This is a genomic window from Actinomycetospora soli, assembly GCF_021026295.1.
Lineage (GTDB): Bacteria > Actinomycetota > Actinomycetes > Mycobacteriales > Pseudonocardiaceae > Actinomycetospora > Actinomycetospora soli.
The window spans coordinates 463,017-485,154 of the sequence record NZ_JAJNDA010000002.1; the positions used below are offsets into that span (position 1 = coordinate 463,017).

At 73.3% G+C, this 22,138-nt stretch carries 20 protein-coding genes and 2 tRNA genes; 13 read left to right on the forward strand and 9 right to left on the reverse strand.

The genetic code is table 11. The features are described from left to right. Window positions 1-29: 29 nt before the first annotated feature. Both rnpA and rpmH read right to left on the reverse strand, forming a co-directional pair. Window positions 30-395 carry a ribonuclease P protein component gene (gene rnpA, locus LN037_RS04740; RefSeq protein WP_230750293.1) on the reverse strand — a complete coding sequence of 122 codons (366 nt, stop codon included), beginning with the start codon at window positions 393-395 and terminating at the stop codon, window positions 30-32. Window positions 396-426: 31 nt separating this feature from the next. After that, complete coding sequence (rpmH, locus tag LN037_RS04745; RefSeq protein ID WP_230750295.1) at window positions 427-570, reverse strand: 50S ribosomal protein L34; 144 nt, start codon at window positions 568-570, stop codon at window positions 427-429. Window positions 571-1,054: 484 nt separating this feature from the next. Here rpmH and dnaA point away from each other — a divergent pair, with 484 nt between their 5' ends. The 11 genes from dnaA (at window position 1,055) to LN037_RS04800 (ending at window position 16,120) form a co-directional block, all read left to right on the forward strand. Continuing rightward, window positions 1,055-2,740, forward strand: coding sequence for a chromosomal replication initiator protein DnaA (dnaA, locus tag LN037_RS04750; protein WP_230750296.1), 1,686 nt, complete (start codon window positions 1,055-1,057; stop codon window positions 2,738-2,740). Window positions 2,741-3,520: 780 nt separating this feature from the next. Then, window positions 3,521-4,750 (forward strand): DNA polymerase III subunit beta, encoded by a 1,230-nt coding sequence (gene dnaN / locus LN037_RS04755; protein ID WP_230750298.1) that lies wholly within the window; start codon window positions 3,521-3,523, stop codon window positions 4,748-4,750. 112 nt (window positions 4,751-4,862) lie between these two features. Next, window positions 4,863-5,774, forward strand: a complete 912-nt coding sequence (gene gnd, locus LN037_RS04760; protein ID WP_230750300.1) for a phosphogluconate dehydrogenase (NAD(+)-dependent, decarboxylating) — start codon at window positions 4,863-4,865, stop codon at window positions 5,772-5,774. Window positions 5,775-5,863: 89 nt separating this feature from the next. Beyond that, a complete protein-coding gene (recF, locus tag LN037_RS04765; protein ID WP_230750302.1) occupies window positions 5,864-7,054 on the forward strand; it encodes a DNA replication/repair protein RecF in 1,191 nt (396 codons plus the stop codon). Window positions 7,055-7,343: 289 nt separating this feature from the next. Then, on the forward strand, window positions 7,344-7,904 hold the full coding sequence (locus LN037_RS04770) for a DciA family protein (RefSeq protein ID WP_230750411.1): 561 nt from the start codon (window positions 7,344-7,346) through the stop codon (window positions 7,902-7,904). 217 nt (window positions 7,905-8,121) lie between these two features. Then, window positions 8,122-10,125, forward strand: a complete 2,004-nt coding sequence (gene gyrB / locus LN037_RS04775; RefSeq protein ID WP_230750304.1) for a DNA topoisomerase (ATP-hydrolyzing) subunit B — start codon at window positions 8,122-8,124, stop codon at window positions 10,123-10,125. Window positions 10,126-10,217: 92 nt separating this feature from the next. After that, window positions 10,218-10,961: an FkbM family methyltransferase gene (locus LN037_RS04780; RefSeq protein WP_230750306.1), complete on the forward strand. Its 744-nt coding sequence runs from the start codon at window positions 10,218-10,220 to the stop codon at window positions 10,959-10,961. Between the two features lie 45 nt (window positions 10,962-11,006). Beyond that, entirely contained in the window at window positions 11,007-12,317 is a 1,311-nt protein-coding gene (locus LN037_RS04785; protein ID WP_230750308.1) for an MFS transporter, read from the forward strand. 185 nt (window positions 12,318-12,502) lie between these two features. Beyond that, on the forward strand, window positions 12,503-15,016 hold the full coding sequence (gene gyrA, locus LN037_RS04790) for a DNA gyrase subunit A (protein ID WP_230750310.1): 2,514 nt from the start codon (window positions 12,503-12,505) through the stop codon (window positions 15,014-15,016). 55 nt (window positions 15,017-15,071) lie between these two features. Next, on the forward strand, window positions 15,072-15,992 hold the full coding sequence (locus LN037_RS04795) for a DUF3566 domain-containing protein (protein WP_308286105.1): 921 nt from the start codon (window positions 15,072-15,074) through the stop codon (window positions 15,990-15,992). A 54-nt stretch (window positions 15,993-16,046) separates the two neighbouring features. Then, window positions 16,047-16,120 (forward strand) — tRNA-Ile (locus LN037_RS04800). A gap of 62 nt (window positions 16,121-16,182) precedes the next feature. On the opposite strand, the gene LN037_RS04805 is transcribed toward LN037_RS04800, so the two are convergent. The 3 genes from LN037_RS04805 to LN037_RS04815 all read right to left on the reverse strand — a co-directional run bounded on the left by LN037_RS04805 (window position 16,183) and on the right by LN037_RS04815 (window position 18,738). Next, the gene (locus LN037_RS04805) at window positions 16,183-16,596 is read right to left on the reverse strand and encodes a histone-like nucleoid-structuring protein Lsr2 (protein ID WP_230750312.1); all 414 of its coding nucleotides are present in this window, start codon (window positions 16,594-16,596) and stop codon (window positions 16,183-16,185) included. A 139-nt stretch (window positions 16,597-16,735) separates the two neighbouring features. Continuing rightward, window positions 16,736-17,566, reverse strand: coding sequence for a phosphoenolpyruvate hydrolase family protein (locus LN037_RS04810; RefSeq protein ID WP_230750315.1), 831 nt, complete (start codon window positions 17,564-17,566; stop codon window positions 16,736-16,738). Beyond that, window positions 17,563-18,738, reverse strand: coding sequence for a Tm-1-like ATP-binding domain-containing protein (locus LN037_RS04815; protein ID WP_230750317.1), 1,176 nt, complete (start codon window positions 18,736-18,738; stop codon window positions 17,563-17,565). The genes LN037_RS04810 and LN037_RS04815 overlap by 4 nt, the downstream gene beginning before the upstream one ends. 94 nt (window positions 18,739-18,832) lie before the next feature. Here LN037_RS04815 and LN037_RS04820 point away from each other — a divergent pair, with 94 nt between their 5' ends. Together LN037_RS04820 and LN037_RS04825 are read left to right on the forward strand one after the other, a co-directional pair. Further along, a complete protein-coding gene (locus tag LN037_RS04820) occupies window positions 18,833-18,949 on the forward strand; it encodes a DLW-39 family protein (RefSeq protein WP_230750319.1) in 117 nt (38 codons plus the stop codon). An 11-nt stretch (window positions 18,950-18,960) separates the two neighbouring features. Continuing rightward, window positions 18,961-19,033: transfer RNA gene (locus tag LN037_RS04825), tRNA-Ala, on the forward strand. Here the strand turns inward: LN037_RS04825 and LN037_RS04830 are convergent. The 4 genes from LN037_RS04830 to LN037_RS04845 all read right to left on the reverse strand — a co-directional run bounded on the left by LN037_RS04830 (window position 19,007) and on the right by LN037_RS04845 (window position 22,104). Next, window positions 19,007-19,546 carry a TetR/AcrR family transcriptional regulator gene (locus LN037_RS04830; protein WP_230750321.1) on the reverse strand — a complete coding sequence of 180 codons (540 nt, stop codon included), beginning with the start codon at window positions 19,544-19,546 and terminating at the stop codon, window positions 19,007-19,009. The genes LN037_RS04825 and LN037_RS04830 overlap by 27 nt on opposite strands. Then, a complete protein-coding gene (locus LN037_RS04835) occupies window positions 19,539-19,865 on the reverse strand; it encodes a DMT family transporter (RefSeq protein ID WP_230750323.1) in 327 nt (108 codons plus the stop codon). Before LN037_RS04835 ends, LN037_RS04830 begins: the two co-directional genes overlap by 8 nt. 110 nt (window positions 19,866-19,975) lie before the next feature. Further along, window positions 19,976-21,184 carry a cytochrome P450 gene (locus LN037_RS04840; protein WP_230750324.1) on the reverse strand — a complete coding sequence of 403 codons (1,209 nt, stop codon included), beginning with the start codon at window positions 21,182-21,184 and terminating at the stop codon, window positions 19,976-19,978. Then, on the reverse strand, window positions 21,184-22,104 hold the full coding sequence (locus LN037_RS04845; protein ID WP_230750326.1) for a PDR/VanB family oxidoreductase: 921 nt from the start codon (window positions 22,102-22,104) through the stop codon (window positions 21,184-21,186). The genes LN037_RS04840 and LN037_RS04845 overlap by 1 nt, the downstream gene beginning before the upstream one ends. Window positions 22,105-22,138 lie beyond the last annotated feature (34 nt).

The following is a 22,138-nucleotide window of genomic DNA, read 5'->3' on the forward strand; positions in this document are numbered from 1 at the left end:
CGCCGTCGGGAACGGCGGGCCGGAGGGGTCTACGGGGTGACGACGCAGAGCCGGGGCCGGAGCTGCAGTCGGCGCAGGGCCGCGTCGAGGTCCTCGGCCAGCTCGGCCGACGAGGAGGAGGCGGCCGGGGGGTGCGCCCGCACGACCAGCGCCGTCCCGGCCGGCAGCGCGGGCAGCCGCTCCGCCACCAGGTGCCGCAGCCGCCGGGTGACCCGGTGCCGCGTGACCGAGTTGCCGACGGCCCGACCCACGACGAAACCAGCCCGCGCGGGGCCGGTCCGTCCGTCGGTGGTCAGCGCGTGCACCGACAATCGACGGCGGCCCGCCTTGCGCCCGCGGCGCAGGACGAGCCGGAAGTCGTCGGGCCGGCGGACGCGGTGAGCCGGGGGCAGCACGCACGGACCTCGACCGGCTCGCGGCGACGGGTCAGGCGGACAGGGCGGCGCGGCCCTTGCGGCGGCGGTTGGCCAGCACGGCACGACCGGCGCGCGTCGACATGCGCAGCCGGAAGCCGTGGGTCTTCGACCGACGACGGTTGTTCGGCTGGAACGTACGCTTGCCCTTGGCCACGACTGAGAACTCCTGCGTCGGCTCACCCCTGGTCGTGGGGGAGCGCGGGTCCACCGGGGCGCGCCGAGACGCCCAGGGCTAGTCCCTGGGCCGACGGACCCGGATCCGGTCGCCCTCCAGAGTAGCCCAGCGCCGTCACCACCCCGGGAACCGGCCCCGCGTCCGGCGGACGGCCGACCCGTGGGGGATCATGGGTCGGCGGTGCCCACGGACCGCCGGGAGGTTGTGGCCCGGCGGGCGCCCTTGTTAGCGTCCGGCACCCCACCCCGGGGACGGGGGACGGCCGACCGATCGGCCCCGGTCCCGGACGCGGTGGGCGCAGCGGACGAGGCCGACAGCAGGAGCGGGCCGCGGAGTGCGGCGCGATTGCGGTGCGGACCCCGGGGGCGGGGGCCCGCGCGGCCGACGACCCGTCGTCGTGCACAGTTGTGGACAAGCCTGTGGACGCGCGCGCCCGGGGACGGAGATCAGGGGAGGGGCACCGATGACGGACCAGCTCTCCGATCTCGACGAGACCTGGGCCCGCGTCGTCGCCGAACTCACCACGCCGTCGGGCGGCCCCGCCGACCGTCCGCCGCTCTCCGCGCAGCAGCGGGCGTGGATCCGCGTGACCCGCCCGCTCGGCCTGCTCGACGACACCGCGCTGCTCGCCGCCCCGAGCGAGTTCGCCAAGGAGGCGATCGAGCGCGTCCTGCGCGATCCGATCGTCGACGCCCTCTCCCGGCGCATCGGCCGGCCGGTGCAGCTCGCCGTCCGGGTCGACCACAGCGCCCGCACCGGCGGCGGCGACCACGGGGCCGGTCCCGAGACCTCGCCCCTGCCCCGGCTCTCGGCCGCGGCCGTCGAGCCCTACGCCGGCGACGACTACGCGCGCCCCGTCTACGACGACGGCGGTCCGGACACCGGCTACCTCACCGGGGAGCGCTCGCACCGCGCCGACGCGATCGCGGCGGCGGCGGGCGTCGGTCGGGTGACCAACAACCCCGACCGCTCCCACCCCGAGGAGGAGGTCGACGAGGTCCGCGACGGCCTCGCCGCCGTCCACGAGATCTGGAGCCCGCCCGGCCGGGCCGCCGCCCCGGGCCGTCCGGAGCCGGAGGTGCCGTCCGACGGCGCCCGCGGCGCCCCCCGCTCGCAGACCCGGCTCAACGAGAAGTACCTCTTCGACACCTTCGTCATCGGGGCCTCGAACCGCTTCGCGCACGCCGCGGCGGTCGCCGTCGCCGAGGCGCCGGCCCGGGCCTACAACCCGCTGTTCGTGTGGGGCGACTCCGGCCTCGGCAAGACGCACCTGCTCCACGCCGTCGGGCACTACGCGCAGCGCCTCTTCTCCGGCATGCGCGTGCGGTACGTGTCGACCGAGGAGTTCACGAACGACTTCATCAACTCGCTGCGCGACGACCGCAAGGTCGCCTTCCAGCGGCGCTACCGGGACGTCGACGTCCTGCTCGTGGACGACATCCAGTTCCTCGAGGGCAAGGAGGGGACGCAGGAGGAGTTCTTCCACACCTTCAACACCCTCCACAACGCCAACAAGCAGATCGTCGTCTCCTCGGACCGCCCGCCGAAGCGGCTGGAGACCCTCGAGGACCGGCTGCGCACGCGGTTCGAGTGGGGCCTGATCACCGACATCCAGCCGCCCGAGCTCGAGACGCGGATCGCGATCCTGCGCAAGAAGGCGGCCGGCGAGCGGATGGCCGCCCCGCCGGAGGTCCTCGAGTTCATCGCGGACCGCATCGAGCGCAACATCCGCGAGCTCGAGGGCGCGCTGATCCGCGTCACGGCGTTCGCCTCGCTGAACCGCCAGCCGATCGACCTGCAGCTGGCCGAGATCGTGCTGCGCGACCTCATCCCCGACTCACGGCAGTCGGAGATCACCGCGCCCACGATCATGGCGGTGACGGCGGAGTTCTACGCCGTGTCGATCGACGACCTCACCGGTCCGGGCAAGACGAAGGCCCTCGCGCTCGCCCGGCAGATCGCGATGTACCTCTGCCGGGAGCTCACCGACCTCTCGCTGCCGCGGATCGGGCAGATGTTCGGCAACCGCGACCACACCACGGTCATGCACGCGGACAAGAAGATCCGCAAGGAGATGGCGGAGCGCCGCCGGACCTACGAGCAGGTCCAGGAGCTCACCGCGCGCATCAAGCAGCGCGCCCGCAGCTGACGGCGCCGTCCCGACGACGGGTCCGGACGGCGGCTCCTCCGTGGCCGATCCGAGACCGATCCGAGGCGGATCCGTGGCCGCTCCGTGCACCGGTCGGGTGGTGGTGGTTTCCGTCCCGGCGCGTCGCGTCGATCCCCGGCCCGGCCGCGGTCATCCTCGAGCCGAGCTCCGTCCCGTCGACCGCGGCCTCGCCGCCGCGGCCCCGCGCCGGCACGCTCCGCGCACGATCACGCCCTCGTCCGCACGCTGCGTGAGCGGGAATCGGACATCCGGCACGGGGACGGGCGAACGTCGGTCCCGAACGGCGCCACCGCTCGTCCGGCGCCCGCGGGCGGATCACCGCTCATCGCGGCGCCGTCGCGCTGCGCGATCGTTCGACTCCCGATCGACCCACAGCTGGGGACAAGTCTGTGGACAGGCCGCTCCGAGGGGTGGACGGAGCGGTGGGCGGGACGGGGTGCCCGACCTCCGTCCACCTGACACGCCGCTCCGTCCCCGGATCCGGGGGTGCACCGCCCGCGTCGCTCCACACCGGTCCGACGCGTTCGACCTGCGTCGACGGCGGTGCTCCACAGCGCCCACAGGACCTACTGTCACTCCTGTTCTCTCTCTTGAAGAGAACTCTTCTGGAACAGGGGTTGGGGACCGAGCGCACCGCCCGACCCTGCACAGGGCCGGAGTGTCGGACCCCCCTGGCAGGCTCTACCGTGACGACCTGCCCGGATCCGGGGCGACACGTCCCCGGGGCAGGCCGCCCGTCTCGACGACAGGAGAGCACCGATGAAGTTCCGCGTGGAGCGCGACGCCTTCGCCGACGCGGTGGCCTTCGTCGCGCGGAGCCTGCCCAGCCGGGCACCGGTGCCGGTCCTCGGCGGGGTCCTGCTCGACGCGTCCGACGAGGGCACGCTCACCGTCTCGGGGTTCGACTACGAGGTCTCGGCCCGGGTCGAGGTGCCGGCGATGATCGGCGACGGCGGCCGCGCCCTGGTGTCCGGGCGGCTGCTCGCCGACATCACGCGCTCGCTGCCGCCGCACCCGGTCGACCTCACCGTCGACGGGCCGCGCGCCTCGCTCACGTGCGGCAACGCCCGGTTCAGCCTGCCCACCATGTCCGCCGAGGACTACCCGCAGCTGCCGGAGATGCCGCCGGTGGTCGGTGAGCTCGCCCCCGACGTCTTCGCCCGCGCCGTGTCGCAGGTGGCGGTCGCGGCCGGCCGCGACGACACGCTGCCGATGCTCACCGGGATCCGGGTCGAGATCGACGGGTCGGCGCTGACGATGGCCGCCACCGACCGGTTCCGGCTCGCGGTCCGCGAGTTCACCTGGGAGCCCGGCGAGAACCCGGCCTCCGCCGACGGCGAGCCGACCGCGATCCTGGCCCCGGCCCGCACCCTCTCCGAGGCGGCCAAGACCCTGACCTCGGCCGGCGGCACCATCGAGCTCGCCCTGGGCCGCGGCGACGGGCTGCTCGGCCTCTCCGGCGGCGGTCGCCGCTCCACGACCCGGCTGCTCGACGCCGAGTTCCCCCGCTACCGCCAGCTCCTCCCGAAGGAGCACACCTCGGCGGCGGTCGTCGAGATCGGCCCGCTGGTCGACGCCATCAAGCGCGTGTCCCTGGTCGCCGAGCGCGGCACCCAGGTCCGGCTCGAGTTCGACGAGGGCTCCCTGCGCCTGACCGCCGGCGGTGACGACGAGGGCAGCGCGGAGGAGCAGCTCCCCTGCTCGTTCGCGGGCGAGCCGCTGACGATCGCCTTCAACCCCGGCTACCTGCTCGACGGGCTGGGCGCGCTCGGGGCGGACCACGCCCACCTGTCGTTCACGACGCCGAGCCGGCCCGCGCTGCTGCGTCCCGCGTCCGCCCCCGGCGAGCCCGGTGCGGACGACGCGGCGGAGGACAGCGGCGCCGGGGGCGCCACGACCCCCGAGCCCGGGCCCGGCGCGGACGCCGAGTTGCCGGAGCCGCGGCCGGGTTACCTCTACCTGCTGATGCCGGTGCGCCTGCCCGGCTGATCCGCCGGCCCGTGATCCACGGGCGACGATCCGGGGTAGGAGACGCGGGCGGCCACGCCGGGGGAGACGCAGCAGGGCTCGCCCCCACGCCGGAGACAGGGAGCGGATCGCGGTGCAGCTGGGAATGGTCGGGCTCGGTCGGATGGGCGGCAACATGGCCGAGCGGCTCCGCGCCGCCGGCCACGAGGTCGTCGGGTACGCGAACGACGGCTCCGGGGACGTGCAGTCCCTCGAGGACCTGGTCGGGGCCCTGGGGGCGCCTCGCACGGTGTGGCTGATGGTGCCCTCGGGCGATCCCACGCACTCGACGGTGGAGCGCCTGGCCGACCTGCTGGACGCCGGCGACCTGGTGGTCGACGGCGGCAACAGCCGGTTCACCGACGACGCGGTGCACGCGGAGCGGCTCGGGGCCCACGGCATCCACTACGCGGACTGCGGCGTCTCCGGCGGGGTCTGGGGTCGCACCGAGGGCTACGGGCTGATGGCGGGCGGGGCGGACGAGGACATCGAGCGCCTCATGCCGGTGTTCGACGCACTGCGCCCCGAGGGGCCGCGCGAGGAGGGCTTCGCACACGCCGGGCCCGTCGGCGCCGGTCACTACGCGAAGATGGTGCACAACGGCGTCGAGTACGGCCTCATGCAGGCCTACGCCGAGGGTTACGAGCTGCTCAACGCGGGCGGTCCGGTCACCGACGTCGGCGCCGTGATGAAGGCCTGGAGCCGCGGCACCGTAGTGCGCAGCTGGCTGCTCGACCTCATGGTCCGCGCGCTGGAGGCCGACCCGCACCTCGACCGGATCACCGGCTATGCCGAGGACTCCGGGGAGGGCCGGTGGACCGTCGACGAGGCGATCCTGCACGCCGTCCCGCTGCCGGTGATCTCGGCGGCGCTGTTCGCCCGCTTCGCCTCGCGCCAGGTCGACTCGCCCGCGATGAAGGCCGTCGCGGCCCTGCGGGCCCAGTTCGGGGGCCACGCCGTGCACAAGGCCGGCGAGGCCGCCAACGAGCCGCCGACGGGCGGCTGACGCGCGAGCGCCCCGGCGACCGACAGGAGCCCCGGGGTGCCGGCAGGAGCTGACCACGCCGTCCGGGCGCGACGACGGGAGGAGGACCGGTGTACGTGCGCGAGCTGTCGGTCACCGACTTCCGGTCGTGGGCGCAGGCGGACCTGACGTTCGCCCCCGGGGTGTCCGTGCTGGTCGGGGCCAACGGCCAGGGCAAGACGAACCTCGTGGAGGCCGTCGGCTACCTCGCCACGCTCGGCTCGCACCGGGTGTCCTCGGACGCCCCGCTGGTGCGGCGCGGGGCGGCGGCGGCCCAGGTCCGGGCCACCGTGGTCAACGGTGGGCGGGAGCTGACCGTCCAGGTCGAGATCCAGCCCGGCAAGGCCAACCGCGCCCGGGTGAACCGCTCGCCGGTACCGCGGGCCCGGGAGATCCTGGGCATCGTCCGGACGGTCGTCTTCGCGCCGGAGGACCTCGCCCTGGTGCGCGGCGACCCCGGTGAACGACGCGGGTTCCTCGACGAGCTGCTGGTGGCCCGCGCACCGCGGTGGGCCGGGGTCCGGGCGGACTACGACAAGGTGCTGCGCCAGCGCTCGGCCCTGCTGAAGTCCGCGCGGTCGGCGCGCGGGGCCCGGGAGGCGGGCACCCTCGAGGTCTGGGACGCCCACCTCGCCCGTGCCGGGGCGGCGCTGACGGCCGGGCGCATCCAGCTCGCCGCGGCGCTCGCCCCGCACGTCACGGCGGCCTACGCGGCCGTCGCACCCGAGTCGGTGCCGGTCGGCGCGCGGTACCGGTCGCGGGTCGCGGCGGTCGACGAGCTGGCCGGCACGGTCGCCGCCGGCGGACCGGCCGGCGAGGACGACGTCACGGGCGGCGCCGCCCACGCAGAGCTGGCCGCGGAGGTGGAGGCCGCGCTGCTCGAGGAGATCGGGCGACGGCGCGACCAGGAGATCGAGCGCGGGGTGTGCCTCGTCGGGCCGCACCGCGACGAGCTGGAGCTGACCCTGGGCGAGGGGCCGGCGAAGGGCTACGCCAGCCACGGCGAGTCCTGGGCCCTCGCCCTGTCCCTGCGCCTCGGCGGGTTCGAGCTGCTGCGCGAGGAGGGCTCGGAGCCGATCCTGGTGCTCGACGACGTCTTCGCCGAGCTCGACGCCCGGCGCCGCGACGCCCTCGCCCGGACCGCCGCCCGGGCCGAGCAGGTCCTCGTGACGGCGGCGGTGGACGACGACGTCCCGTCCGTCCTGAGCGGAGCACGCTACGTGATCGAGGCGGGCACGGTGCGTGAGGGAGTCGCGTCGTGACGGAGGATCGGGGTGGTTCCTGGTGAGCCGAATCGGTGAAGAAGGCCCGGGAGCTGGGGACAGACCTGTGGATGCTGTGGACAACTCGGGGTCGGGACGGTCCCGGCGTCGGCCGCGGCGCCCGGATCCGGCGGATGACCTGCAGGGCCTGCTCGACGTGGCGGGCCCCGGCGTCCACACCCCGGGTCCCGGACCGGAGCCGGTCGTCCTGCCGCCCGCCCGGCTCGGGCCCCGCCGCGCCCCGGGCGGAGCAGAGCCGGCCACGGAGGGTGCCCGCGCGGAGGAGCCCATCGAGTCCGTGGAGACCGACCCACACGGGTCGGACCCCGACCGCCCGCGCGGGTCCGACATCGCCCGCGCGGCCCTGGAGGCGGCCCGCGCGCAGCAGGCCGCGCGCGGGGTGACGCGGGGCCGGCCCCGCCGGACGACGACGCGCGACGCGGGGGAGACCACCCGCAGGCGTCGGCGCCGGTGGTCCGGCCCGGGTGCGGACGACCGCGACCCGCAGACCCTCGGACGCCTCGCCTCCCGCCTGTCCACCCAGCGCGGCTGGACGCCGCGGCTGGCGAACGGCTCGGTGTTCGGTCGGTGGGCCGAGCTCGTCGGACCGGAGGTGGCCGAGCACGCCACCCCGACCGCCCTGCGCGACGGCGAGCTGACCGTCCAGGCCGACTCGACGGCGTGGGCGACCCAGCTGCGCCTGCTGCAGCGCCAGCTCCTCGGCCGGATCGCGGCCGGCCTCGGCCCCGGCGTCGTGACGGGCATGCGCATCCACGGTCCGACGGCGCCGAGCTGGCGGCGCGGCCCGCGGCACGTCTCCGGCCGGGGACCCCGGGACACGTACGGCTGAGCCCCGGACGCGGGTCGGCCCTCTCAGCGCCCGTTGACCGCGCCCAGACGCCCGACGAGCGCCCGACCCGCCGTCCGGACCCTCCCCCGACGCCTCCAGGCGCTCTGCGACGCGCTCAACATGCCATCCGGCCCCTTCCCGCGGGGGCGGCCCCGTAGACTGGAGAGGACCGTCACGAGTCGTGCCGGTCGTCGAGGGTAGGGAGACACCGAGGCCCGTGGCTGCCGCGAAGAAGAACAACGAGTACAGCGCGTCGTCCATCACCGTCCTCGAGGGGCTCGAGGCGGTCCGCAAGCGGCCCGGCATGTACATCGGGTCCACCGGCGAGCGCGGTCTGCACCACCTGATCTGGGAGGTCGTGGACAACGCCGTCGACGAGGCGATGGCGGGCTACGCCTCCGCGGTCACCGTGACGATGCTGGCCGACGGCGGCATCTCCGTGACCGACGACGGCCGCGGCATCCCGGTGGACACCCACCCGGTGGAGAAGAAGCCGGCCGTCGAGGTCGTGCTCACCGTGCTGCACGCGGGCGGCAAGTTCGACGACAAGTCGTACGCGGTCTCCGGTGGTCTGCACGGCGTCGGTGTCTCCGTCGTGAACGCGCTGTCCACGGCGCTCGACGTCGAGATCCACCGCGACGGCCAGATCTGGACCCAGCACTACGAGCACTCGATCCCCGGGAAGCTCACCGAGGCCGGGAAGACGCGCAAGACCGGCACCACGATCACGTTCTGGGCCGACCCGAACATCTTCGAGACGACGACCTACAACCTCGAGACGATCTCGCGGCGCCTGCAGGAGATGGCCTTCCTCAACAAGGGGCTGACCATCAACCTGCGCGACGAGCGCAAGCCGGAGGGGGCGGAGTCCGAGGGGTCCACCCTCGACGACGCGCCGGACGCCGAGGGCTACGTGGCGAAGGTCAAGGAGCGGACCTTCCACTACCCGGGCGGCCTCGAGGACTTCGTCGCCTTCATCAACAACTCGAAGGACCCGATCCACAAGAAGCCGGTGGGCTTCCAGGCCGAGGGCACCGGCCACCAGGTCGAGGTGGCGATGCAGTGGAACTCCGGCTACTCGGAGTCGGTCTACACCTTCTGCAACACGATCAACACGACCGAGGGCGGCACCCACGAGGAGGGCTTCCGCTCGGCGCTGACCACCACGGTCAACCGCTACGCGCGCGACAAGAAGCTCATCAAGGAGAAGGACCCGGCGCTGACCGGCGACGACATCCGCGAGGGTCTCGCCGCGATCGTCTCGGTCAAGGTCGCCGAGCCCCAGTTCGAGGGCCAGACGAAGACCAAGCTCGGGAACACCGAGGTGAAGTCCTTCGTGCAGCGCGTGTGCAACGAGCACCTCGCCGACTGGTTCGAGCGCAACCCCGCCGACGCCAAGACCATCATCAACAAGGCGGTCGGCTCGGCGCAGGCGCGCATGGCGGCCCGCAAGGCCCGCGAGCTCGTGCGGCGCAAGACGGCCGGCGACCTCGGCGGCCTGCCCGGCAAGCTCGCCGACTGCCGCTCGAACGACCCGTCGCGCAGCGAGGTCTACATCGTCGAGGGCGACTCGGCGGGCGGCTCCGCGAAGTCCGGCCGCGACTCGATGTTCCAGGCGATCCTGCCGATCCGCGGCAAGATCATCAACGTCGAGAAGGCCCGGATCGACCGCGTCCTCAAGAACAACGAGGTCCAGTCGATCATCACGGCGCTCGGCACCGGCATCCACGACGAGTTCGACCTCGCCAAGCTGCGGTACCACAAGATCGTGCTGATGGCCGACGCCGACGTCGACGGCCAGCACATCCGCACGCTGCTGCTCACGCTGCTCTTCCGCTTCATGCGCCCGCTGATCGAGAACGGCCACGTGTTCCTCGCGATGCCGCCGCTCTACAAGATCAAGTGGGGCGGTCGGAACGCCGAGCCGGAGTTCGCCTACTCCGACCGCGAGCGGGACGCGCTGCTCGAGGCGGGCCGCGCGGCGGGCAAGAAGATCAACAAGGACGAGGGCATCCAGCGGTACAAGGGCCTCGGCGAGATGAACGCCAAGGAGCTCTGGGAGACCACGATGGATCCCGAGACCCGGCTGATGATGCAGGTGACGCTGGACGACGCGGCGACCGCCGACGAGCTGTTCAGCGTGCTCATGGGCGAGGACGTCGAGTCCCGGCGCTCGTTCATCACCCGCAACGCCAAGGACGTGCGCTTCCTCGACGTCTGACCCGACACGCCGAGGTTCCACGGGAAACGTCGCTCGCTACCCTCCCCCCCGGCGCGTCCGGACGGACGCGTCGGACGGGAGGGCGCGGCGCAGTGGACACCACCGCAGGGCTGAGCCGGCTGCTGCGGACGGCGGCACCGCACGCATGGTTCCTCGAGGACGAGGTCGCCGGACTCGCCGAGTTCGTCGGCCCCGGCGCCGTCTGCGTCGACGTCGGCGCGGAGTTCGGGCTCTACACCTGGACCCTCGCCGGGCTGGTCGGGCCACGCGGCCACGTGCACGCCGTCGAGCCGCAGCCGGGCCCCGCGACGTTCGTCGGGGCCACCCGCGCGCTGCTGGGGGCCGGGCACGTCACCCTGCACCGCACGGCGCTCGCGGGCGTCGCCGGCACGGGTGCGTTGTCGCTGCCCCGGCGCCGCTTCCTGCCGGTCCACGGCCGCGCCTTCCTGACGACGGGTGCGGTCGGTCTGGGCTCGAACGCGGAGTTCTCCCGCCACGACGAGGTCCCGGTGACCGTGTCCACGCTCGACGAGCTGGTCGCCGACCTGCAGCTCGACCGGCTCGACCTCGTGAAGGTCGACATCGAGGGGGCCGAGGCGAGCCTGCTGGAGGGTGCGCCGAAGACGCTGGAGAGCTTCCGGCCGGTCCTCATGCTCGAGCTGGAGGACCGGCACCTCGCCCGCTTCGGCACGTCCGTGGCCGAGGTCGTCGACGACCTCGCCCGGCTCGACTACGTCCCCCGGACCTGGCAGGGCGCCTGGGTGGACCGCCGCGGCGACGACGGCCGCCGCAACGTCCTCTTCCTCCCGACGGAACGGGTCTTGACCGTCCCTTGACCGAAGCCTCACCGTGGGCCGACCCACAGCCCCCGGGAGGCAGTGATGGCCGGTCCCGCACTCCGGGTCCCGCGCAAGGTGGCCGCGGCCAGCCTCGTCGGGACGACGATCGAGTGGTTCGACTTCTTCATCTACGGGACCGCGGCAGCGCTGGTCTTCAACAAGGTCTTCTTCCCCTCGATCGACCCCGCGCTGGGCACGATCGCGGCGCTGGGCACCTTCGCGTCGGGCTTCGTCGCCCGGCCCATCGGCGGGGCGCTGTTCGCGCACTTCGGCGACCGCGTCGGGCGCAAACCGATGCTCGTGTACTCGCTGCTGCTCATGGGGGCGGCGACGGTGTGCATCGGCCTGCTGCCCGGCTACGCGACGATCGGCGTCCTCGCCCCCGTCCTGCTGGTCGCGCTGCGCTTCTGCCAGGGCCTCGGCGTCGGCGGCGAGTGGGGCGGCGCCGCACTGATGGCCGTGGAGAACGCTCCCGACCACCGTCGCGGCTTCTACGGCAGCTGGCCGCAGGTCGGCGTCCCGCTGGGCCTCGTCCTCGGCACCGGGTCGTTCCTCGTCCTCGACCTGACGGTGAGCGACGCCGCGTTCCAGGCCTGGGGCTGGCGGATCCCGTTCCTCGCGAGCGCCCTGCTCATCCTGGTCGGGATGTGGATCCGGGTCACCGTGGCGGAGAGCCCGGTCTTCCGGGCCGACGCCGAACGGCGTGAGGCCAGCCGGCTGCCGGTGCTCGAGGTGCTCCGCGAGCACCCCCGGATCATCCTGCTCGCCGCCGGGTCCTTCCTCGCGACGAACGCGACGTTCTACGTGAGCTCGGTCTGGCTGGTCTCGTACGCCACCACGGAGCTGGGCTACGAACGCTCGACGATCCTCGGCGCGAACACGTTCCTGTCCGCCTCCGACATCCCGATGATCCTGCTGCTCGGGCTGCTCTCCGACCGCGTCGGGCGCCGGCCGCTCTTCCTCGTCGGCATGGCCGTCCTGGTGGTCGCGGCGGTGCCGTACTTCCTGCTCGTCGGGACCGGGAACATCGGCCTGTTCATCCTCGGCGGCCTCGTGGTGCAGGCGTGCCGCAGCGCGGTGTACGGCCCGCAGTCGGCCTACTTCGCCGAACAGTTCCCCACGCACCTGCGCTACAGCGGCGCGTCCCTGGCCTACCAGCTCGCCTCCATCCTCGGCGGCATCGCGCCCGCGATCTGCGGGCTGCTCGTCCTCTGGACCGGCAGCCTGATGTCGGTGGCCGCGTACGTCGCCGCGATGGCCCTGGTCTCGCTGGTCTGTTCGTGGGCCATGTCGGAGACGCTGCGTCGCGATCTGGTCTCCGTCCCCGACGACGGGGCGGCGGTCCGGTCCTGACGTCCCCCGCGGGCGGGAACCGCACCTGACCTGCGCGGGGCGCCCACGAGATCGTCGACACCCCCGGTAGAATCGAGGGTGTCGGACCCGGCGTGTCGGGGTCCGGCGGACGGGCACGCCCCTGACGTGTTCGACGCGGTGACCGGCCGCGCCCCGGGGGCGCCCAGGAGTGGAGTGGACACCGCGTGACCGAGACGACGCTGCCTCCGGGTTCCGGCGACCGGATCGAACCGGTCGACATCCAGCAGGAGATGCAGCGCTCCTACATCGACTACGCCATGAGCGTGATCGTGGGGCGCGCGCTGCCGCTGGTGGAGGACGGCCTCAAGCCGGTGCACCGCCGTGTCCTCTACTCGATGTACGACTCCGGCTTCCGGCCGGACCGCAGCTACGTGAAGTGCGCCCGCGTCGTCGGCGACGTCATGGGCAACTACCACCCGCACGGCGACTCGGCGATCTACGACGCGCTGGTCCGCCTGGCCCAGCCGTGGTCGATGCGCTATCCGCTGATCGACGGCCAGGGCAACTTCGGGTCGCCGGGCAACGACCCGGCGGCCGCGATGCGGTACACGGAGTGCCGCCTCACGCCGCTCGCCATGGCGATGCTGCAGGACATCGACGAGGAGACCGTCGACTTCGTCGACAACTACGACGGCCGCACCCAGGAGCCAGCGGTCCTGCCGGGCCGCTTCCCGAACCTGTTGGTCAACGGCTCGGCCGGCATCGCGGTCGGCATGGCGACCAACATCCCGCCGCACAACCTGCGCGAGGTCGCCGAGGGCGCCACGTGGGCTCTCGACCACCCCGAGGCCTCCGAGGAGGAGACCCTCGAGGCGCTCATGGAGCGCATCAAGGGCCCCGACTTCCCGACGGCGGGTCTGGTCGTCGGCAAGGACGGCATCGAGTCCGCGTACCGCACCGGCCGCGGCTCGATCCGCATGCGGGCCGTGGTGGAGGTCGAGGAGGACACGAAGGGCCGCACCACCCTCGTCGTCACCGAGCTGCCCTACCAGGTCAACCCGGACAACCTCATCGAGTCGATCGCGACGATGGTCCGCGAGGGCCGGGTCACCGGGATCGCCGAGATCAACGACGAGTCGTCGGACCGCGTGGGCCGCCGCATCGTCATCACCCTGCGCCGCGACGCCGTGGCGAAGGTGGTGCTGAACAACCTCTACAAGCACTCGCAGCTGCAGTTCAGCTTCGGCGTGAACATGCTGACGATCGTCGACGGCGTGCCGCGCACGCTGCGGCTCGACCAGCTCATCCGGCACTGGATCCGCCACCAGATCGAGGTCATCGTCCGGCGGACGCGCTACCGCCTGCGCAAGGCCGAGGAGCGGGCCCACATCCTGCGCGGTCTCGTGAAGGCGCTGGACGCGCTGGACGAGGTCATCGCGCTGATCCGCAGCTCGGAGACCGTCGACGTCGCGCGCACCGGCCTCATGGAGCTCCTCGAGGTCGACGAGATCCAGGCCCAGGCGATCCTGGACATGCAGCTGCGGCGCCTCGCCGCCCTCGAGCGCCAGAAGATCATCGACGAGCTGGCCGAGATCGAGGAGACGATCCGCGACCTGCAGGACATCCTCGACCGGCCCGAGCGCCAGCGGCAGATCGTCCGCGACGAGCTCGGCGAGATCGTCGAGAAGCACGGCGACGACCGCATGACCCGCCTCGTCGGCTACGACGGCGAGGTCGCGGACGAGGACCTCATCGCGGTCGAGGACGTCGTCGTCACGATCACGCGCACCGGGTACGCGAAGCGCACCAAGACCGACCTGTACCGCGCGCAGAAGCGCGGGGGTCGCGGTGTGCAGGGCGCGACGCTCAAGCAGGACGACATCGTCGCCCACTTCTTCGTCTGCTCCACGCACGACTGGCTGCTGTTCTTCACGAACAAGGGCCGCGTGTACCGGGCCAAGGCCTACGAGCTGCCCGAGGCGACGCGCAACGCCCGCGGCCAGCACGTGGCGAACCTCCTCGCGTTCCAGCCCGAGGAGCAGATCGCCCAGGTCATGCAGATCACGAACTACGAGGCGGCGCCGTACCTGGTGCTGGCCACCAAGAGCGGGCTGGTCAAGAAGTCCAAGCTGTCGGACTTCGACTCGAACCGCTCCGGCGGCCTCATCGGCATCAACCTGCGCGACGGCGACGAGCTCGTCGGCGCGGTGCTCTGCTCCGGGGACGACGACCTGCTCCTCGTCTCCGCGGAGGGCCAGTCGATCCGCTTCTCGGCCACCGACGAGGTGCTGCGCCCGATGGGCCGCGCGACGTCGGGCGTGATGGGCATGCGCTTCAACTCCGGCGACGAGCTGCTGTCGATCGGCGTGGTGCGCGACGGGACGTTCCTGCTGGTCGCGACGGGCGGCGGGTACGCGAAGCGCACGCCGATCGAGGACTACCCGGTGCAGGGCCGCGGCGGGAAGGGCGTGCTGACGCTGCAGTACGACCGGCGGCGCGGCACCCTGGTCGGCGCCCTGATCGTCGAGCTGGAGGACGAGCTGTACGCCATCACCTCGAGCGGCGGCGTCATCCGGACCACCGCGAAGGAGGTCCGCAAGGCGGGCCGTCAGACCAAGGGTGTCCGCCTGATGAACCTCGGCGAGAACGCGACGCTGCTCGCCGTGGCCCGCAACGCCGAGAACGCCACCGACCCCGACGCCGGCGGCCCGGACCAGGCGCCCGACACGCTGCTGTGAGGTGCGGGGCCGCACCCGGACCCGCCCCGAACCCCCTGACGACGGAACGAGCCACGTGAGCACACCGGACGAGAACAAGGGCGGATCCGCCGAGGACACGGTCGTGACGAGTGCGACCGGCGAGGACTCGTCGGCCGCGGGCGGATCCGGGGCGGGCGCGCAGCCCGCCGGCGGCCCGCCGCCGCCGTGGCAGCGGGCGGGAGCCCGCGGGTCCTCGGGCCCCGCGGGCGGCCCGGCGCCGTCCGGGTCGGGCGGGTCGGCCGGCGCCTCCGAGCCGCCCCCGGCCGGTCGGGACGCCGAACCCCGGGGCGACGCCCCGTCGTCGGACCGGCGTCCGGCCACGGGTCCGCTGCCCACCGGCGGGCCCGGGACGCCCGCCGCCGGGACGCCGGCCGCCGGCACGCCCCATCCGGGCGGTCCGGGTCAGGGTTCGGGGCAGGGGTCGGGCCAGGCCGGGCCGGCGCGGTCGTCGACGGCCCTGATCGACGCCCCGACCAACCAGCTCTCCCCGGAGCAGCTCGGGATGCGCTCGGGTGGTCGGTCCGAGCCGGAGCCCGACTTCGACTCGTTCGACGACGACGACCTGCCGAGCGCCCGGCCGGTCCGCGGCAAGGTGCCGCGCCGCGCGAGCCTGCAGGTCAAGCGGTTCGACCCGTGGTCGGTGCTCAAGCTCGCCCTCGTGCTCGGCGTGGCGCTGTTCTTCGTGTGGATGTTCGCGGTCGGCGTGCTCTACGCCGTCCTCGACGGCATGGGCGTCTGGGCGCAGCTGAACGGGACCTACCAGGACCTCACCTCGGACGCCGGGGGCGGCGGCGGGCAGCTGATCACCGCCGGCGGCGTGTTCGGCGTGGCGGCGATCGTCGGCGTGGTGAACACGATCCTGTTCACCGCGCTCGCGAGCGTCTCGGCCTTCATCTACAACATCTCGGCCGACGTGGCCGGCGGCATCGAGGTCACGCTCTCCGAGCGCGACTGAGCCGACCCCGGTGACGGGGCGTCCGGACACCCTCCGGTAACCTCGTCACCGTTCGGGCCCATAGCTCAGTTGGTTAGAGCGCGTCGCTGATAACGACGAGGTCGCTGGTTCAAATCCAGCTGGGCCCACCCCCCGACACACGAAGGGCCCCGGAGCCGTGCTCCGGGGCCCTTCGTCGTACGCGAGTGCGTCAGCCCGAGAAGGCGGCGGCGGTGGTGCCGTTCTTGCCGCGGGACTCCCAGGCCTCCACGACGTTGTTCGGCACCCGGCCGCGGTCGGACACCTCGAAGCCCTCGGTGCGGGCCCACTCGCGGATCTGCTTGGAGGTCTCGCGGTCGTACCCGCCGGGCGAGGTGGCCCGCGGCGTGCCGGTCCCGGCGCCGCCGGAGCGACGACGCCCGCCCGCCGATCCGGCGCGGCGTCCCCCGGTGCGCCGCGCGGCGGCGACGTACTGCGCGAGCGTGTCCCGCAGTTCGGCGCTGTTCTTGTCGTCGAGGTCGATCTCGTAGGTCACGCCGTCGAGAGCGAACTCGACGGTGGTGATGTCCTCGGACTCCTCACCGGTGAGGTCGTCGACCAACGTGACGACGGTCTTCTGGGCCATCTGGCGGTACTCCTCGCTCAGGGGGGAATTGCATCGGAATCACTCCCGATGCCATTCACGTTAGCAAGAATTCGCCGAAGTGCGAGCACGGGGGGTCGGTTCACCCGTCGGTGTCGGGAGAAATGAGTGCGAGGACACGTCACGACTTCAGTCGCAGCTCCGTGAATTCGCGAGTCCGGGCCGTCAGGGCCTCCTCGGTGGGCAGTCGTTCCATGCTGCTCGCGCCGTAGAAGCCGTGGCAGGTCCCGGCGTGCTCGAGGACGTACGCGGCGTCCGCGGGCGCCGACACCGGGCCGCCGTGGACCAGCACGAGGACGTCGTCCCGGATCTCCCGGGCCGCGGCCGCCCACTCGTCGGTGAGGGCGACGCAGTCGTCGAGCGTCTTCGCGGTCTCCGCGCCGATCGACCCGCCCGTCGTCAGGCCCATGTGGCACACGATCACGTCGGCCCCGGCGCGGGTCATGGCGCGGGCGTCGTCGGCGGAGAACACGTACGGCGTGGTCAGCAGGTCGTGGGCGCGGGCGGCCGCGACGAGGTCCACCTCGTGCGCGAACCCCATCCCGGTCTCCTCGAGATTGGCGCGGAAGGTGCCGTCGATGAGTCCGACGGTCGGGAAGTTCTGGATTCCCGCGAACCCGAGGTCGGCCAGTTCACGCAGGAATCGGTCGCGCAGCAGGAACGGGTCGGTCCCGTTCACGCCCGCGAGTACCGGGGTGTGTCGCACCACCGGCAACACCTCGGCGGCCATCTCGACCACGATCTCGTTCGCGTTGCCGTAGGCGAGCAGTCCCGCGAGGGACCCGCGGCCGGCCATGCGATAACGCCCCGAGTTGTAGATGACGATGAGGTCGATACCGCCGGCCTCCTCACATCGGGCCGACAGACCGGTGCCGGCACCGCCGCCGACGATCGGTTCACCGCGCCCCACCTTCTCGCGCAGTCGTTCCAGGATCTCCGCCCGCTTCGTCACCGCTCTCCCACCTCGTGCAGGTTCTCCACCAGCGCCGTCGCGAACGCCGGGTCGTTCACGTGCAGATCGGTCTCGACCAGGCGGCGCCGATCGGTCTGGTGCAGTTCCGCCCGGAGCGTCCCGAGCAGGGCCTCGGTCGCCGCGGGGTCGGCGAACGGACCGCCGGCGACGTCGAGGGCCGAGACACCCGCCGTCGGGAAGACCAGACGGACGGGGCCCTCGCAGGCGTTGAGGCGCGCGGCGAGGAACCGGGCGGCGGCCCGGCACTCGTCGGGGGTGGTGCGCATGAGGGTCACCTGGGCGTTGTGCTCGTAGAGGATCCGGCCGCGGTAGCGCTCCGGCACGGTGTCGGGTGCCCCGAAGTTGACCATGTCGAGCGCGCCGACGCTGCCGACCCACGGGACCCCGCGCCGGGCGATCGCGCCGAGCCGGTCCTCGGTGGCCGCCATGATGCCGCCGGCGACCAGGTCGGCGATCTCGGTGGTGGACACGTCGACGACCGCCGTGATCAACCCGTCGTCGACCAGCTTCTCCATCGCCCGCCCGCCGGTGCCGGTGGCGTGGAAGACGAGGCAGTCGTAGGCGTCGGACACCTGCTCGGTCACCGCCGTGACGCACGGCGTGGTGACGCCGAACATCGTCAGACCCAGCGCCGGCCTGTCCACCGCCTCGACCGCGGGTGCGGACAGGGACCCGGCGAGGGCGTGGGCGGCGTTGGAGAGGACGACCCGGCTGATGCGGTTGAGTCCGGCGACGTCGGTGACCGAGTACATCAGCGTGATGTCGGCGGAGCCCACGTACGGCGCGGTGTTGCCCGACGCGACCGTGGACACCACGATCTTGGGCACGCCGACCGGCAGCCGCTGCAGTGCGGGCGTGATCAGCGCCGTGCCGCCCGACCCACCGAGGCCGATCACGCCGTCCGGGCGCTGCTCGGGCAGCCAGCGCTCGAGCGCGGCGGCCATGGCGGAGACGGACGTGCCGCGGTCGCCGGTGAACGCGCTCCGGTCGGCCACGTCGGCGGGCGTGACGTCCGCCCGGCGTGCGTCCGGGTCCGAGGTCCCGACGTCGACCGTGGTCACCTCGTGGCCCGCGGCCCGGATCGCGTCGGCGACGTAGCGCAGCTCGTCGCCCTTCGTGTCGAACGTGCCCACCACGTAGGCGTGCGCCATGAGCCCTCCCGCTCCACCACCGACGTCGCCGTCGTCGTCGTCCCCCGAGTCCTATCGCAGAACGGGGGCCGGTGGGGGCTGCTAGCGTGGTGGTGTGAAGAAGCTGGTCGTGCTCGTTGCGGCGGCGTTCGGGGTGGCCCACCTCGTGCGGCGCAAGCAGCAGGAGCGGCCGGCGGCGGAGGTCTGGCGCGAGGCGACCCGCGCGTCGTAGACCCTCCACACGGGGACATAGCTCAATTGGCAGAGCACCGCCTTTGCAAGGCGGGGGTTAGGGGTTCGATTCCCCTTGTCTCCACCCCACGGCCGCGTGCAGGACGCTCAGCACCGCGGCCTCGTCGAGATCGGTGAGCGCGTCCTGCAGCCACAGACCGTTCACCGCGGCCACGAGCAGCTCGGGGGCCGGTGCGCCGAGACGGGTCGCGAGCGCGGCCAGGGCGGTCTCCCACCGGTCGACCTCGCCCCGTAGGTCGTCGCGACGCGCCGCGAGCAGGAACAGGTCGTACTCGGCGATGAGCGTCGACCGGTCCGAACCGGCGATCACGGCGGCGAGCGCCTCGAGCGTCGGCACCGCCTCGAGGGCAGCGACGTAGCGGTCGTTGACCTCGACGAGCGTGCTCACGAGCAGGTCGTCCACCGACGCGAAGTGGTAGAGCACCGCGCTCGGCGGCATCCCGGCCTCGTCGGCGACCCGGCGCTGGCTCACGCCCGCGGGCCCGCCCCGTGCGACCACCCGCAGCGTGGCGTCGAGGAGTTCCCGACGACGGGTCGCTCCGCGTCGGCGTCGACCGTCCGTGATCGCGTCAGGCACCGTGCGATCCGCCGAGCTCCAGTGCCAGGACGCCCGCGATCACGAGCCCGATGCCTCCGACCTGCACCCAGGTCAGCGACTCCCCGAGGAACAGCGCGCCGATGATCGCGATGGCGGCGACCCCGGTCGCGGCCCAGATCCCGTAGGCCACCCCCACCGGCAGGCCACGCGCGAGGGCCTGGGAGAGCGAGTAGAAGGCGACCACGTACCCGACCACCACCACGATCGACGGCACGAGCCGGCTGAACCCCTCCGAGAGCTTCAGCGAGACCGTGCCCGCCACCTCCGCGGCGATCGCGACCGCGAGCCAGATCCACACGTCGTCCAGACTACTGGAGCGATCGCTCAGGAAGTTCGAGATCGAGGACGCGGCGTCGCTGCCACTGGATGACAGCAACGACGCTTTCCTGCCATGAGGGAGTGGGGGGCTCAGCGCGGGTGCAGACGCAGCGGCAGGGACGCCCACTCCCGCATACTGTTGTTCGCCCGGCGCACCGGGTCGCCCGCGGGCTCGATGCGCTCCACCTGGTCGGCGAGGGCCGCGAGCAGGGCGTCGGCCTCGAGCCGAGCGACGTGCTGCCCGACGCACTGGTGCAGCCCGAAGCCGAAGCCGACGTGGCCCGACGGGTCGCGGTGCAGGTCGAAGCGCGCGGGCTCGTCCCAGTGGCGCGGGTCGTGGTTGGCCGACCCCAGGTACATCAGGATCTTCGCGCCCTCGGGGACGACCGTGTCCCCGATCGGGACGTCGACCTCGGCGGTCCGGAAGAACGTCTGCACCGGGGAACCCCAGCGCACCGCCTCGTCGAAGCAGACCCGTCGTCGGGAGGGCTCGGAGCGGTAGTGGGCCCACTGGTCGGGGTGCGTCGCGAGCCCGTGGAGCACCCAGCCGAGGCCGTGCACCGTGGTGTCCACGCCCGCCGAGAGCAACGAGCGGACCACGAGCGGGGCCTGCTCCGCCGTGAGGTCGCCGCGGTCGGCGGCGGCCCAGATGTCGGCGCCGAACCCCTCGTCGGCGAGCGTCTCCCGGGCGCACTGCGCGTTGACCCACGCCGCGTGCTCGCCGGCGTGCACGGCGCCCGCGGCCACCAGCTCGTTGTGCGGTCCGAACGCGTTGAACAGGTACTCGCCGTAGGGCAGCAGGTGCTCGCGGCCCTCCCGGGCGATGCCGACCGCGTCCGGGAAGACCCGCAGCGGGAAGGCCTCGGCGAGGGCGGTCATGCCGTCGACCTCGACGGGCCGGCCACCGGTCCCGAGCAGCGCGTCGACGTGCTCGACCGCCGCCGCGAACCATTGGTCGCGCCACCGCCGCAGGGCCCGCGGGCCGAGGATCGCGGACAGCACGCGGCGGGGGGCGTCGTGGTGCGGCGGATCCGCCTCGAGCAGCAACGACGGCGGACGCCAGGGCTTCTCCCGGCGGAAGTTCGACAGCCCGACGCCGGCCGACGAGCAGAAGCGCTGCCAGTCGGTCAGCGCGGCGCGGACCTCGGCGTAGCGGCCCATCGCGTAGAGGTCGTGGGCTGCGAGGTACTGGACCGGTCCCGCATCGCGCAGGGCGGCCTGGAACGGCAGCGGGTCGGTGAGGACCTCGACGGAGAACGGGTCGACGTGGGTGACGGGGGTGGTGCTCGACGTGGTCATCACAGGTCCAGGACGAGGTGGTCGGAGGCGGCGCGCGAGACGCAGGGCAGCATGCAGTCGCCCGCGGCGCGTTCGTGGTCGGCGAGGACCTGGTCGCGGTGGTCGGGGACGCCGGCGAGCACGGTCGTCTCGCACGTCCCGCAGGTGCCGCGCTCGCAGGAGGACAGCGTGGTGGCGCCGGCGCGGCGCATCGCCTCCAGCACGGACACCGACGCGTCGACGGTCAGGGTCGTCCCGCTGCGGGCGAGCTCGACGGTGAAGGGCTCGTCGCGGACCGGGGCCGCGACCTCGGTCGTGGTGAACCGCTCCGTGCGCAGGCGGGCGGCCGGGACGAGGGCGGCGACGGCGTCGAGCAGCGGCCCCGGACCGCAGGCGTAGACCACCGTGCCCTCGTCGACCGTCCCGAGCCATGACGCGAGGGGCAGGAGACCCCGCTCGTCCTGCGGCACCACCGTGGTCCGGTCCGCCGGGAGCTCGTCGAGGAAGGCCATCGAGGCCCGCCGTCGCCCGCCGTAGAGCAGCGCGTGGTCGGCCCCGAGCACCTCCGCCGCCGCGATCATCGGCAGCAGCGGCGTGACGCCGATGCCGCCCGCCACGAACCGGTACCGCGGCGCGGGCGCGAGCGGGAAGTGGTTGCGCGGGCCGCCCAGCCCCACGGTGTCGCCGGGGCGCAGCACGTCGTGCACGTACTGCGAGCCGCCGCGGCCGTCCGGCTCGCGCAGCACCGCCACCCGGTACGACGACGGGTCCCACCGGTCGCCGCACAGCGAGTACTGCCGCGTCGCGCCCGAGTCGAGGGTGAGGTCCACGTGCGCGCCGGGCGTCCAGTCCGGGAGCCGGCCGCCGTCGGGACGCGCGAGGGTCAGGGCGACGACGCCGTCGGCGACGACGTCCTTGGCGGTCACCACCAGCGAGGTCATGCCCGTCAGCGTGCGGAGCCGGGTGCCTCGGGCG

Excerpts from the sequence above, each read along its gene's own strand:
- dnaA (WP_230750296.1), top strand. The coding sequence starts at position 1,055 with ATGACGGACCAGCTCTCCGATCTCGACGAGACCTGGGCCCGCGTCGTC.
- dnaN (WP_230750298.1), top strand. The coding sequence starts at position 3,521 with ATGAAGTTCCGCGTGGAGCGCGACGCCTTCGCCGACGCGGTGGCCTTC.
- LN037_RS04785 (WP_230750308.1), top strand. The coding sequence starts at position 11,007 with ATGGCCGGTCCCGCACTCCGGGTCCCGCGCAAGGTGGCCGCGGCCAGC.
- LN037_RS04805 (WP_230750312.1), bottom strand. The coding sequence starts at position 16,596 with ATGGCCCAGAAGACCGTCGTCACGTTGGTCGACGACCTCACCGGTGAG.
- LN037_RS04815 (WP_230750317.1), bottom strand. The coding sequence starts at position 18,738 with ATGGCGCACGCCTACGTGGTGGGCACGTTCGACACGAAGGGCGACGAG.
- LN037_RS04840 (WP_230750324.1), bottom strand. The coding sequence starts at position 21,184 with ATGACCACGTCGAGCACCACCCCCGTCACCCACGTCGACCCGTTCTCC.
- LN037_RS04845 (WP_230750326.1), bottom strand. The coding sequence starts at position 22,104 with ATGACCTCGCTGGTGGTGACCGCCAAGGACGTCGTCGCCGACGGCGTC.